This window comes from Acinetobacter sp. 1207_04, from assembly GCF_052850415.1.
This window is the reverse complement of sequence record NZ_VXCQ01000016.1, coordinates 33,426-48,132: the sequence shown is the minus strand read 5'-3', so window position 1 is coordinate 48,132 and position 14,707 is coordinate 33,426. Positions and strand designations below refer to the sequence as shown.

The 14,707-nt window shown below is 34.3% G+C and carries 10 protein-coding genes and 3 pseudogenes; 7 read left to right on the top strand and 6 right to left on the bottom strand.

Features of this window, described 5'->3' with window-relative positions; all coding sequences use genetic code 11:
* Positions 1-20: 20 nt before the first annotated feature.
* From FW754_RS13940 to FW754_RS13920, 5 genes are all read right to left on the bottom strand, one after another.
* A complete protein-coding gene (locus FW754_RS13940; RefSeq protein WP_446324966.1) occupies positions 21-950 on the bottom strand; it encodes a Csu type fimbrial protein in 930 nt (309 codons plus the stop codon).
* Between the two features lie 92 nt (positions 951-1,042).
* The gene (locus tag FW754_RS13935; RefSeq protein WP_446324965.1) at positions 1,043-3,424 is read right to left on the bottom strand and encodes a fimbria/pilus outer membrane usher protein; all 2,382 of its coding nucleotides are present in this window, start codon (positions 3,422-3,424) and stop codon (positions 1,043-1,045) included.
* 6 nt (positions 3,425-3,430) lie between these two features.
* Positions 3,431-4,159: a fimbrial biogenesis chaperone gene (locus FW754_RS13930; RefSeq protein ID WP_409510051.1), complete on the bottom strand. Its 729-nt coding sequence runs from the start codon at positions 4,157-4,159 to the stop codon at positions 3,431-3,433.
* 62 nt (positions 4,160-4,221) lie between these two features.
* Positions 4,222-4,689, bottom strand: coding sequence for a Csu type fimbrial protein (locus FW754_RS13925; RefSeq protein WP_409510050.1), 468 nt, complete (start codon positions 4,687-4,689; stop codon positions 4,222-4,224).
* Positions 4,690-5,304: 615 nt separating this feature from the next.
* The gene (locus FW754_RS13920) at positions 5,305-5,913 is read right to left on the bottom strand and encodes a TetR/AcrR family transcriptional regulator (protein WP_409510049.1); all 609 of its coding nucleotides are present in this window, start codon (positions 5,911-5,913) and stop codon (positions 5,305-5,307) included.
* Between the two features lie 119 nt (positions 5,914-6,032).
* Here FW754_RS13920 and FW754_RS13915 point away from each other — a divergent pair, with 119 nt between their 5' ends.
* From FW754_RS13915 to FW754_RS13885, 7 genes and pseudogenes are all read left to right on the top strand, one after another.
* Positions 6,033-6,629, top strand: a complete 597-nt coding sequence (locus tag FW754_RS13915; RefSeq protein WP_446324964.1) for an NAD(P)H-dependent oxidoreductase — start codon at positions 6,033-6,035, stop codon at positions 6,627-6,629.
* Positions 6,626-7,101, top strand: a pseudogene (locus tag FW754_RS13910) (hypothetical protein); the annotation flags it as partial. The gene FW754_RS13915 and the pseudogene FW754_RS13910, both read left to right, overlap by 4 nt.
* A gap of 164 nt (positions 7,102-7,265) precedes the next feature.
* A complete protein-coding gene (locus tag FW754_RS13905; RefSeq protein WP_446324963.1) occupies positions 7,266-9,356 on the top strand; it encodes a TonB-dependent receptor in 2,091 nt (696 codons plus the stop codon).
* Between the two features lie 479 nt (positions 9,357-9,835).
* A pseudogene (locus tag FW754_RS13900) lies at positions 9,836-10,176 on the top strand (transposase); the annotation flags it as partial.
* 262 nt (positions 10,177-10,438) lie between these two features.
* Positions 10,439-11,317 carry a homocysteine S-methyltransferase family protein gene (locus tag FW754_RS13895; RefSeq protein ID WP_409510046.1) on the top strand — a complete coding sequence of 293 codons (879 nt, stop codon included), beginning with the start codon at positions 10,439-10,441 and terminating at the stop codon, positions 11,315-11,317.
* A 9-nt stretch (positions 11,318-11,326) separates the two neighbouring features.
* A complete protein-coding gene (locus FW754_RS13890) occupies positions 11,327-12,655 on the top strand; it encodes a basic amino acid/polyamine antiporter (protein WP_446324962.1) in 1,329 nt (442 codons plus the stop codon).
* A 120-nt stretch (positions 12,656-12,775) separates the two neighbouring features.
* Positions 12,776-14,119, top strand: coding sequence for a PepSY-associated TM helix domain-containing protein (locus FW754_RS13885; RefSeq protein WP_446324961.1), 1,344 nt, complete (start codon positions 12,776-12,778; stop codon positions 14,117-14,119).
* A 190-nt stretch (positions 14,120-14,309) separates the two neighbouring features.
* Here the strand turns inward: FW754_RS13885 and FW754_RS13880 are convergent.
* A pseudogene (locus tag FW754_RS13880) lies at positions 14,310-14,492 on the bottom strand (hypothetical protein); the annotation flags it as partial.
* Positions 14,493-14,707: the final 215 nt, after the last annotated feature.

The following is a 14,707-nucleotide window of genomic DNA, read 5'->3' as shown; positions in this document are numbered from 1 at the left end:
TCTGGCTCTAACTATTCACTTTAATAAGTTAGAGTCACTGTTACAGTATCAACATAATCACCAGCAGGAATTATTAAAGCTTGTGCTGGAACTTTGCCATAAATTGAGATTTGTTGCGTACCACTTGTACCAGTACCTTGTGAATCACCTGTACTTTCCCACGGCTGAGATAAATCGGCACTCCTATATAATGCATATGGAATAAATTGATTGCCATTTCGCATACGACGAGTCGAACCATTATAATTTAAGCCATTATCCAGACTAACTCTCCATGTTGTATTTGTTGGACATAACAAGCTGATGGAGGTAGAACTGCTTACAGAGTGATTTAAATCGCTCACTTGACCAAAATTTAAATCAGGCATGTTATTCAAAACACAACTATTTTCATAATTAGTATCAATTTCAAAATTGTTATTTGCTTGTTTATTTTCAGTAATGACATCTGCAACTGTTGGAACTTTATTTTCACTAAAAGCATATAACATAGACATTGGAATATTATAGCTCTTATAGTGATCAGCCTTTACATTTTGTCCCGCATAAATCTTTCCATAAATCGGGATATTATAAACAACCTTATTTTCGTTAACAGCAACAACCTTATATACACATTTTAAAGTTGAAGGATTTATATGTGTATCTATACGCTGACTAAGTGCTGGATCATAAAATAAGTCATAAGATAGATAAGCAAACTCCCAAGTATCAGAAATAAGACGTCTACGGTTATTGGATAAAGCTGGTTCACCTGGCTGAAAGTAAAAACAGACTGCTGTATTCACAGGTTTCGTTTGATGATTTACCTGACAAGTCACAGTTGCATTGGTATTGCTTGATGTACCTTTACTATTCACCATCCCGAAGCTTAATTTGTTTGCTGAAACCCAACAACTTCCAGAAGGTGCAGCTTGAGTTTCTGGACTATAAATCAAGCCAAATAGCATAAATAAAATTCCAACGTTCAATAGAAGATTGCGGAAAATTAATCTTATTGTCATGTTTGATACGCTTATCTCAGGCAAAATAGCAAACTGATTTATTCGCATGTCTGGTTTCCTAAATCGATAAAGCCAAATTGATCTTTCAAATCAAGCAGCTTCAGTTGACAATATTGTCCTTCATTTTCTATATAAATATTTGAGGATACTGGATTTTCTAAATATACCAAGCCATCACGAGCAACAATAGTAAGCTCTTTACTTTCGCTTGTTGGTAGCTGATCTTGATTCCAGACGCGACTTCCCATTGGGAATATTTGTCCTAAATTATTCAACAATGTAAATTGCACAGTTTTAATTCGATATAGCGGGAATTTGATATATACGCCTGCCCCATTCTGCGGTACTGCATCTATTCGAGTCGTTTCAATTTTATAATCATAAGGTAGACCTAAAGCATCAATTGAAACACTATTATGCTGATAAGCATTTAAATCTTTAACCAACAACAAACCCTTTTTATTCGTTTTGCCAACACTTCTATTTTCAAGTTGCACAGGCACATTTTGCATACCATCTGTAGATACTACAGCAAAAGAACCGAGGGATTGGCGCATTGCAAATAAATCATAATCCATCATCACAACACTTCCCCGAGCTGATGCCATAGAAGTCGTGTAATTCTGACCATTTGCTTTTGAATTTTGTATACCTACGTTCCATTCACCATAATCATTCTGACGTTGTAACTGACCCTGTATCATATAATTTTGTTGATCAGTAAAATTTGCATCAGCCTGCCATCCCCAATCTGGTTGATCTTGTACTGCAGTACGGCGAGCATTCACTGCATATTGCGTATGATCACGATCATGCTGAACAGAAGCCTTCGCATTAGTTTTGCGATCAAGCGGAATATTTAAAGACAAGTAAAATGAATTTTCTTGATTGCCCAAATCACGCGTCATACTCAAATTTAAGTATTGCCGTGATGGAAAGACATAAGACCAGTTAAAAATCAGAAACTCATTTTCAGATTGGTCATATTGCTGACGAGCATAGCTTCCACCAAACTGACCATAATTTGTATTGACACCTAAAAAAGCCTGATCTGACTTTTGGATATAAGCATAGTCCTGTATTGTTGCAATATCAGCAAAATCCTCTGTTGCTTGCTGATGATTCAGTGAAAAGTTAAAAGTCCGATTGCTCCATTGGTAACCCAAGACATAATGTTGCCCAATTTGATCATTTAATTGACTATAACTATACGAACCATTAAAAATACCATACGTTTTCGGTAAACGATGAATCAATCCAAGCCCTGCAAGCTGTAAATCAGGTGCAATTTCTGCGTGACTTTCAATCGTTGTATCTTGAGTTAAACCATATCGATATGAACCATTTGCAACAAAATCATCATCATATTTGAATGACTTCAATGCATAATTGAGCTTGTTCACACCAAAATTAATATCCCAATCGGATAAGCCTTGACGTAATAATTGTGCTGTACCAAATAAGGAAACATTCACGATACGCTGTTGACCATTTAAATCAGTGATTACAAGTTGGGCATCACCCGCACCCGATATCGACGGTACAGTTTGTAAATTAAACTGTCCAGGTTGTGCCTGACTAGTACTTTGCTTCACGCCATTAATGAGTAAATCAATAGATGATGGTAAGAGTACTGAGCCTTTAAACGATTCAAGTGGAGATGTCACTTGATAAGGTTGTAATTCAAAATTACGAGATAACTTTAAACCCGAAATACGTGTTGAACGCGTCCAATCCAATGCTCTAGATTGCGCATCGCCAATTCGTAATGAAATTGCCTTATTTTGGAAATCTTTTTGCCAATACGTATCTAATATTGTACTTTGTACTCTCTCATCAGGATCTTGATCGTTATAAAGATGATTGGCTGAAACACTAAAAATACTTCCTTCAGATAATCCCCATAAACGTAATTCATTCCAGGCACTTAGAGTTATATTATTTTGATTATGCTGAGCATATACATCGTAATTGAACATAATACCGGGCTTATTTTGCTCAGGTCGTATTACGGCTTGCTTAGCGGTTTCATATCCTAGTATCTGTTCATTACCATTTAATAATAACTCAGTGGCTGTAATCTCAATAATTTGTTCAGAAATATTATAAACATAATGTAAACCAATAATATCATTAAGTTTTATAAACTGTACTTTATCATCCATATGAGAAATTACCGATTGAAACTTCAATTTTTGCAAAGTTTCACGGTCAATCAGTAAGTCGTCACCAATTTGCTTAAAATGCCCAAGAATAGATTGCGTAGATTGATTTAATACAATATTAAGATATAAATCTTGACTCGTATTCAACTGAGGTGAAATTTCACTCTCTTGTGCGAAAGATGCTGTTGTGAACTGACAGCACAGACTAACGCCTGCGATCTGAACCCATTTGCCATATCGCTTCGAAAAATTCATCAAAAATTATTTAAGATTCAAAATTTGAGGGTTGCTATCCATATTAATTTTTGCTTCAAATTTTCCATTAGGAAGCATTTGTAGTTGTTCGGGAAAGTTCCAAGACATATTTTGTTGTGCCAATACATAACCAAGTAAACCTTTTATTAGAGGAATTTTTTCACCATTTGGATTGATATAATTCAATTGGCTTATACGTACATGGCTATTGGTATGATTTCGAACTGAGATGGTATTTTGATGATATGCAAACTCAACCTGATCTAATGATGTTAAACCATTACGAGAAGCAATCACTTGATTAGGTTGAAAAAAAACAGGAACAGAATACTGTAACAATAATTGCAGACCTGTACGGTCTTCTTGTAATTTAGTACTTGGTAATTCATCAATGATGAGACGATAAGTTTGTTCTTGCGATTGAGGTAGATTAACAATTTTAATGACACGAATCAGTTGCTTTTCACCTGCTGGAATTTCTGTCACCATGGGACTAGCAACAATATTTTTCGTTGCAGTAAGTACATCTTGACCGTCTTTTTGGACCCACTCCTGCACACGTGTTTGTGCACGAATGGGTTGATCACTAGTATTGGTTAACCAAATTTCTTTTGCATTTTCAGTTGTAGAAAACTTTAAAGAAATCGGTGCAACTTGAAGACTTGCCGCCCACGCAGAGATCGTACAACTACTCATTGCTGTAGCTAATACCCAAGCGAATGCATATTTCTTCATTTGCCCAATACCCTTATCATTTATGCCGTGATATTACTGGAAATCAAATAATCAAATTGAAATTAGTAAGTTACCGTTGCAACCACTGTATCTAAATAATCACCAGCTTCAACATTCGTATTTCCTGCCAATTTTGCATAAACAGAAAGTGATTGAGAATTTCCCGAACCTGTATTCGACAACAGATTTTGTTGATCCCACGCAATCGAATTTTGTAAATCTTGATATAAGTTATAAGCAATTGTACTTGCTGAGCCTAATTTGCTCATTTTCCCATTACCAGCTAAAGCAATTTTATATGGTGTACCCAAAGTACATGTAATATCTAATTGACCATCAGCAATGCGATCGACATTGGTTGAACGATCTAATGCTACAAAATTAATATCTTTTGCATTGCTAAACTTACAAGACTCATTTACAGTAATTTTTACTTTAAATTCCGTCGAATCAGTTGCAGCAATAGATGGAGAACTTACAACAACTAAGCTTGCACCTAGAAGTAGAGAAGAAACGATAATGTTTCGCATAATGACACCAAAATGTGATAAGTCATACAAATTTGCGATGTATTATAGACTTAAAATTAACCGTGTAAAGAATTTACTTTTACAAGTCATTTACAAGCCCCAATTAAACAAATATAAAAATCATCAAAATATAATTGCATTATTAGAATATTTTTTAATTTTTACAAAGTGTTAGTTAAATAAATTTAATACGATTTTCAATTATAATTATTTTGTAACAAGAACACATAAAATGACTTTTTTAGTTAAATAATTTTATATTCTTATAAAAAACTATATATAAAAGTTTAAAATTCATACAATTTAAATTATATGTAGGGTTAAATTTAAATTAATCCAATTCGTTCTATTTAATTTCTTACTCTACAATTTTTTCGTCTTCGACTGAAAGATATATGCTGAAATTATAGGAGACTTCCAATTGGGATATTCTAGACATCTAACTTCTAAAATTTCTCTACCATTTAATTCGGTGTCTTAAAATTCAATTCTTTTTGAATTTTCTGCTGAATATAAAATAAGTCCATGTAAATTTGCTAATGTACAGCCTTTGTAAAATATGCTTTTTGTTCTTCCCTTGTTTTATAATTTCGATCGGTTTGGTTGTACAAAGATTTAAATTGAAATACCGTCTCGAACTAAATAATTAATAATAATTTGTATATATTTATTTAGATCATCTTTAAAAAGCATATATTGTAAGGCTAAACCATAACTTAATGAGATAAGTTCTAAACTCTTTGACTCAGCCTCTTCAGGAGTAATCTTTTTATAAGCAGAGAAAAGTTTAAACAAAATATTAGTAATTTGTTCTTTATGAATTTGCCAAATATATTTATATTCATTAGCAAAATCTTTATCACGTATTGCATACATTTGTAGTTCAATTGAAATTTTTAACCATGATTCATTTTTAAAAAAATCAGTAAGCCATAATTCTAGTTTTTCTTGTAGTGAAGAAGAATTTACACTTATATCAGTTAATATTTGTTGTAATTGAGCATTTTCTTTTTCAAATTGAATCCGCATAAGAGTCAGTAAAAATTCTTCTTTATTGTTAAAATTTGAGTAAAAAGCACCTTGAGTAAATCCCGCATATTTTGAAATATTTCTAATAGATACAGAACTATACCCTTGTTCAGAGATCAATTCGAATCCAGCCTTGATTAAGTATAAACGAGTTTGTAATTGTTTATCATTACGAGAAATTTGATCCTTTTCCATATATCGCTACAAATTATAAATATCACTTGATATCTTAAATTAAATACGATAGTTTTGCGATTAACTTTTCAGATATCAGTCGATATCTTAAATTTAAATTTCAAAACACAGGGAAACTTATGAGTGTAGCCCCATCAAAAAAAATTGTAGTTATTAATGGCCATCCTTCTCAAACTAGTTTTAATCATTCTTTGGTTCACACTTATCTCGAAGCAACTATTCAATTCGGTGTTCAAGTTGAGTTAATCGAAATAGGTCAATTAAATTTTGATCCTAATTTAAAATTTGGCTATGAAAAAAGAATAGAGTTGGAATATGATTTATTAGAATCGTGGAAAAAAATTATAAATGCTGATCATCTCGTATGGATTTTTCCTGTTTGGTGGGGCGGCTTACCTGCTATTACAAAAGGATTTATAGATCGTCTTTTTCTACCCTCAATGGCTTTTAGTTATTATGACAATAGCAACCGTATTCGTGGCAATCTTCAAAATAAAACAGCTCGAATTGTGACTACTTTAGATCAACCAGGATGGACTTATAAGTGGTATTTTGGCGAGCCTAGTACTAGGCAACTCAAACAAGCAACTTTACAATTTTGTGGAGTTAAAAAAATTAAAACAGATTATATCGGTTCTATACGAGGCTCAAGTCTAGCTCAACGAGAAAAATGGTTACAATCTATGGTAAAAATGGCACAACAGGACTGCTCATAATAAAAAGTTTTGGTTTTGCGAGCATCTGTTTGTTTTTCATTTTGAGAAGTATCAACGTTTATGGCGATCAAGCATGGTTAATAATGCCGACATCTATCGAAACGATAATGAGCTTTATGAAGCTGACCAAATATCCTCCATCATTGCTGATTATATTATTTAATGTTGATTTGGGTGTAGTCCTTTTAGTTTTGCTTCAAAAAGTTGAAAGTAAAAACTGGATAAACCCATTGATTGTTTTTGGCTTCGTTCTAATGTTCTTTTATATTGCACACTTATATGTGCTCAAAGCTCTCTATCTAGTTGCGGTAACACTATTTGATACTCCTTATGGCGAATATTTAGGAGTCTCTCGCTTTCATCTTTATGGCTTATTTCTTTGACTTTAAGTATTTTACTCTAGCCACTGAATCTTAAATTCTCAGATTTTAAACATAAGAATAAGCATACTCACATTCTAAAATATTTTTAGATGAATACTTTCCAAACCTAAATAACCTTTCACTTTAGTTACTACGGTGATAATTCATTTTTTGATGTTATCACCATGAAAAATAGAAGAAGATATAAATTTATATTTCACAAAGTTAACTTATGTAATAGTATAACATTACACAAGTTAACTTTCTATTTACTATGATTTCAAAATTATACTTATTGACATCTTGTTCACTTCTATCCCACTTTACTTGGGCTCAAACTGCTAATCTTCCAGAAAAACTCCCAACTATTGTAATTGAGGCTGAACATACAACAAATAATTTAACAAAAAACTTAGTAACCACTAAATTTACCCATGATGTTATCGATGTTCCTTTTAGTCGAAGTTTTGTGTCTGAAGAAATGTTAAAACAGCAAGATATTCAACGTATAGATGATGTTTTAAATCAAGTCAGTGGCGTATTTAGTCAAACGAATTATGGTGGCGGCTTCTGGGATAATTTTTCATTTCGTGGATTTAGTAGCGACCCGAATATCGGACCTCAAATTATTAGAAATGGATTAAGTGTAAATCGGGGTCTAAGTGCTTCTCGGGATATGGTTAATATTGAATCTCTAGAGTTTCTAAAAGGTCCAATGGCTGCACTATATGGTCGAGGAGAAATAGGTGGTTTACTCAATATCAATACTAAAAAGCCATCTTGGGAATCCTCTAGTGAGATCAATTTAAGAGCCAATAGTTTAGAAAAATATCGTGCTAGTTTTGAGCATACCGCCCCCATTAATGACCAATTTGCATATCGCTTTGCTATTGCACATGAAGACAATCAAAGTTTTCGGGACTATGTAAGTAATTCACGCTGGTTTTTATCTCCCCAATTAAGTTGGAAGTTATCCGATCGAACTCAATTGGACTTAGATACAGAGTTTACTCACGTAAAAGGATTATTTGATCGTGGTGTTAGTGCTTATCAGAAGAAAATTGTGATGAATCCAAAAACCTATACAGGTGAACCAAGCGATGGAGATCATTTACAAACTGATAATTTTTATCAAATTCGGCTCACGCATCAATTAAATGACAATTGGAATGTTAAAAGTGCTGTGAGTTTGAAAGATAGTTTATTAAAAGGCTTTTCAAGTGAACCTCGTCGTATACAAAGCGATGGTCGTACTTTAGAGAGGCAGCGACGTTATCGTGATAATAAAAGTGATGATGTATTATTCCAAACAGAAATTTTAGGCACGATCCAGCAAGACTGGGCAAAACATGAAATATTGCTGAGTGCAGAAACAGGACAAATGAAATATCACCAATTACAGCTACGCCGTAATCATAGTTCAGACATACCCAACACAATAGATATATATCAACCTACCTATGGAAAATTTTTACCAGACCTTCCTTTGTTTATTGACACTGAAGATCGACAAAAATACTTCGCCTTCAATGTCCAAGATCAGGTATTTTTAAATGATCAATGGAGTGTTTTACTTGGTCTACGCTTTGATCATGTCACACAAGAATTTGTGAATAAAATTGCCATGACCTCAAATCAAAAAGACTTACAACAAACCAGTCCACGTTTTGGTTTGAACTATCGTTTAAGTGATGCATGGTCAGTCTATGCCAATTATGGACAATCATTTGCAATTAATAGTGGAATGGATCGCAATAATCAAACCTTTGACCCAGAAAAAGGTCAAAGTTATGAGATAGGCAGTAAATACCAACTCAACTCTCAAAGTCTGATTAGTGTTGCATTATTTAAAATGGATAAGGAAAATGTGCTAACAACAGACCCAATGGATAGTAACTTTCAGATTACTGCGGGAGAAGTTTCCAGCCAAGGGATAGAGCTAGATCTCGAAACACAACTGAATAACCAATTATCGCTCCGCGCCAATTATAGTTACACAGATGCACAAATTGAGAAGGATCAAATGCTTGCTAAAGGTTCACGCCTAAGTAATGTTCCTAAACATAGTGGTTCAATCAGTACAAATTATGAATGGTTGTTATCTGACAACTCAAATGTAGGCATTGGGGCAACAGCTGTTCATGTTGGGAAACGTAGTGGTCATAGCACTGATAATGGATTCAATCTTCCTGAATATACATTACTTAATTTAAATGCTTACTATGCTCCAAGTAAGCAAATACGTTATCAGTTCAACCTGAATAATCTTCTAGACAAAACCTATTACACGGCGAGTTATAGTGAGATGTGGATACAACCTGGTGAACCATTGAATGCATCATTAGCATTACAATGGAAATTTTAAATGCTTAAGTGAATACATTAGGGCTAGCTCTTGTCGCAGAGTATCTACTACTAAATGAATTCGTAACTGGCATTGTAGGTGTTAGACAGTCATCCACCATCAACGGAGTGGATCTGGCAGAGGGCTTTCAAGCTATTTAGGTCATCCCGTATCTTATATCTTATTGTAGCTTGGAATCCGAGGCTTTTGGCGAAATGACCACGCCTTTATTTGGCTCTAATGCAGCAGCAGGTGTCGTTGCAAGTTATCAGATGCAAATGCGGGCTTCCACAAATGTAATTGATCATAATTAGCATATGCTTGGGTTGACGCCTCGCACACTATTACAATGGTTAACGGCTTTGTTGCACAAATCTAGCATATAGACTTATTGGGCAATAACATTTCAAAATGAATAGGTCTCCCCCTAAAATCTATCGCATAACCAATGGGTCTTCGTATAATCGGCCTTCATTAATCGAGGCAACATTTCCATTTAGAATAATGTCAGTGATTCACGAGTACTAGAAGATTTACTTGCCCAATTTCCCTTGGATGAGTAAATTTATTCTGTCTATACAGATGGGGCTTATGACACAAAGCATTGCCGACAAGTCATTTAGATCGAGATGTACATGCGATCACTCTGCCAACGAAGAATGCAAAGGCTTGGAAGGTTCAGCAAGCGTGGTCTATGGAGCAGAATGAGTCATTGAAAACAATCAAATGGCCAATAGAATCTCTTTGGAAAAAATGGTCTGGTTATCATCGTAGAATTTTGTTTGAAACTAAGATGCATTGCATCAAATTATTAGGCGATAAATTAACAGCAAGGAGTTTCCCTTTATGCCTTAAATATAAATTACTAAAAGAAGATTTAAATTTTTATATAACAAAGTCTTATAAACATTAAATCAACTTTATTCTTTTTAAAATTAAAATAAGTTAATAATTGTACTATTACGATTTTAAAAATATTAAATTTTGATTGCTTATCAATTTTAAGTTCAAAAGATATAAGAAAATCTGGTCTTTTTAATACTTAACACTTAAGTAAGTTCAATTATAATTATCTTCTTAAAAATTTTACATGATTTAGCTTTATGAAAATATTAGATGGTGGTTTTGGTCGAGAACTTGCACGTAGAGGAGCACCTTTTCGTCAACCAGAGTGGTCTGCTTTAGCATTAACAGAAGCACCTGATATTGTAAAAGAAGTTCATTTAGACTTTATTCGTGCTGGTGCTGAAATAATTACAACGAATAACTATGCTGTCGTTCCATTTCATATTGGTCAAGATCGCTTTGACAAAGAAGTTAAAGACTTAGTACAAGTCGCTGTAAACCAAGCGAAACAAGCAGTTAAGGAAAGTGGTCAAAAAGTTTTAATAGCGGGATGTTTGCCACCACTTTTTGGTTCATATCGTGCTGACTTATTTCAAGAAGATGAAGCTGAAAAGTTAGTAAAACCAATTATTGATACACTTACTCCACATGTTGACTTTTGGCTAGCTGAAACTCAGTCTTGCTTAAAAGAAGTTGAAACCGTTCACGCATTACTACCAAAAGATCACCGTGATTTTTGGGTATCATTTACCCTGCAAGATGAAATAAAACGAGAACAGCCTTTACTTAGATCAGGAGAAAGTATTCAACAAGCTGCTGCAACTATTATACGTGTGGGCGCTACAGCTGTACTGTTTAACTGTTGCCAACCTGAGATTATTTTACAAGCCATCTTAGAAATTAAAAAAATTCTGCCAGAACATGTACAAATTGGCGCTTATGCCAATGCATTTCCGCCGCAGAACAGTCAAGCAACTGCAAATGATGGTTTAGATGAAGTACGTGCAGACTTAAATCCAGATTTATATTTAAAATTTGCTCAAGAATGGCAAGCAGCAGGTGCCTCTCTAATTGGTGGATGTTGTGGGATAGGTCCAGAGCATATTTCAATACTCTCAAAATTCTTTAAGCAGTAAACTTCGCACATGTCTACCACTAAAATTGGCTTACTTTCTTTAACCGCTCTTGTTTTCAGTTCAATGGTCGGTTCTGGCGTATTTAGCCTTCCTCAAAATATGGCTTCTGTATCCAACGGCCAAGCTTTACTTATTGCTTGGCTCATTACAGGTATTGGAATTCTTTTTCTCGCATTTGCACTGCTCTATTTAACTCGGCAACGACCAGATTTAGATGGAGGAATCTATAATTATGCACGTGAAGGTTTTGGAGAACTTATTGGTTTTTGCTCCGCATGGGGTTATTGGCTGTGTACTACCATTGGTATTGTCGGATATGTTGTGATTGCTTTCTCTGGCGTAGGTATGTTCACGGATCGCCCTGATCATGTTTATTTCGGTGAAGGTAACACAATTTATGCACTTATTGGCTCTTCAATATTTGTATGGATGGTTCATTGGTTGGTCAGTCGAGGAATAAAAGAGGCATCATTGGTTAATTTAATCGCGACTATAGCCAAAATTGTACCCATCGTCATATTCATCGTCTTTACTTTCCTTGCATTTAAACTCGACCTTTTTAAACTCAATTATTTTGATTTTTCATTACAAATGCCAGTATGGGAACAAGTCAGGAATCTCATGTTGATTACACTTTGGGTTTTTACAGGTATTGAAGGTGCTGTTGTTTTATCATCTCGTGCAAGGAATCGAAATGACATTGGTCGTGCTACGGTATTAGGTGTATTACTGGCATTAAGTTTTTATGTCTTAGTGACGGTTCTTTCTTATGGTGTGACCAGCCGTATAGAAATAGCCAATATGCATAACCCATCAATGGCTACTATTTTAGAGCAACTAATTGGCTTACCAGGCACAATCATTATTACTTTAGGATTAATTATTTCGGTAAGTTCTTCTTATTTAAGCTGGACACTTTTTGCTACAGAAATCCCCTTTCTCGCTGCAAAAAATAGAGCTTTTCCTAAGGTTTTTCTGAAAACTAATCAAAATAATGTGCCGATTGCATCATTATGGTTAACATCAGTTGTGGTTCAAACTTCATTAATTGCAGTATGCTTTTTCGACAAAAACTATACTCAATTATTATTAATTTCTTCCGTAATGATCTTATTACCTTACTTTTTAGTTTCAGCTTTTTATTTAAAAGAATCATGGAAAAATAAAAGAACCAAACATATCTGGATTGCATTGATTGCTGTGATCTATGCCTCTTGGTTACTTTATGCCGCTGGAATTTCTCTCCTTCTACTTTCAGGTTGTTTATATTTAGTTGGTTTATCTATCTTCTTGTATAGCAGATATACAAATAAAAGAGAGGTTTGCAACAATTTATAAAGTTTAAATTAGGATGGCTATCGTCATCCTAATTTAAATATTAAAAAGGATATACATGTTTATATTTAATTTAAGATCAAGTAAGCTTTTAGAATTAGCTCCCAAAAATTGTGTTAAAAAATGAATTCAAACTTTAATTTTTGGCAAGCATTTTTCCGTTTATTACACATGTATGCTGGAGTTTTTATTGCTCCATTTATTTTTATTGCTGCACTCTCTGGCCTTTTTTATGCTGCAACGCCTCAAATTGAACAATTCATTTATAAAGATGTTTTATACATCGAACAAAGTCATTTAAAGATACACCCTCTCAGCCAGCAAATTGAAAAAGCTAAGCAATTGTTATCTCCTACTGCTCAAATTACTGAAGTGCGTCCTTCTCCCGCAGTAAATCAGACAACACGGATTATTTTTTCAGATTCAGAATTAGAGTTGAATAATGAAGCCATCTTCATTGATCCTTACACACTTGAAGTAAAAGGTCAGTTAGCTGTATATGGAACAAGTGGCTTACTACCTTTTAGAACTAGGTTGGATCATTTACATCGAGATTTATTACTCGGAAGCTGGGGAAGATTTTATAGTGAACTCGCAGCAAGTTGGTTAGCAATTTTGATTTTTACAGGATTTTTTCAATGGTATAAACGTCATAATACGGTAGGCAAGAACAAGACCAATCAGAATAATTACATCAAAAAGCATAGCACTATTGGCTTAGTACTATTCCCCCTACTGCTCTTTGTTGCAGTGACTGGCTTAACTTGGTCTGAGTATGCCGGTGAAAATATTCGAATATTTCGACAAACGCTTAGTTGGCAAACACCTGTTTTAGCGACATCTATCAAAGCCGAATCTACATCTCGAATGATTATGCATCATGAAGATCATTCGATGGTTCATAATGATGCTCCCGTACAAGTCACTTCTAGTGATTTCGACATAGCATTAGATCTCGCTAGAAAATATGGTATAGATGCCGCTCAGATACAAATCAAACCACCTTTAGATAAAGATCAAGCTTGGAGTATTTCTGAGATTCAACTCCATTGGCCTACACAAGCAGATCGCATTGCAATTGATATTTCAAATCACAGAGTAATTGATAAGCTGTATTTTGATGACTATCCATTAATTGCTAAATTGACACGCTGGGGTGTCGATGCCCACATCGGAATTTTATTTGGTTGGATAAACCAGTTGATACTCATCATTTACTCACTAGCACTATGTGTAATGATTCTTTATGCATATTTAGCTTGGTACAAAAAAACAAACTTCAAACAAACGGTAATACAATTTTCAAATTTGTTCTTAAGTGTGTGGACAAATTCAAACATGCTTCAACGAGTTACTCTAGGAACTATATTGATTATTTTTGGGGTGCTACTGCCTTTATTTGGATTCAGCCTAATTGTTGGATTAGTCGCTATCTTTATTGGCAGCATTAATGAGAGAAAAGCTTAACTAATAGTTAGGCTTTTCTCATTAATTCAAAATCTAAATAGGCTTCGTAAAGTAGACCAGTCTTTGTATCCAAAACCTCCACATAGTCCTGCTGCCATAAAATTGTATTTTGCTCAGATACACCATTAAGCTGAATTTTAAGCTTCCCATTATCAGTGAATACAAATTTTCCTTGGAATATTTCAGGTTTTTAGCGTCCACTATTACTAGTCCTAACCAATTTAAATGTTTTGTCTTCCTTAACATCCAAACTGAGTGTTGCTTTAAGGGATTCACCCTCCTGCACCCAGTAATTTGTATAGCTTGCGACGTAGTAATCTTGATCAATGAGATTATAAATATTCGATTGCGCGCACAAGTCTAGTCGTAGCTGAGGAATAGCTCTGAACTATTAGGTTAAATATGCCAATGACAGTCTGGTAAATGATCAAACGCTGAAGGCTGACTATAGGAAGACCCATTGGTTGTGCGATAGTTTTTAGGAGGAGGCCTATTCATTTTAAAATGTTATTGCCCAATAAGTCTATATGCTAGATTTGTGCAACAAAGCTTATGTGACGTTAACTTTACATTCGATTCCATACCTAA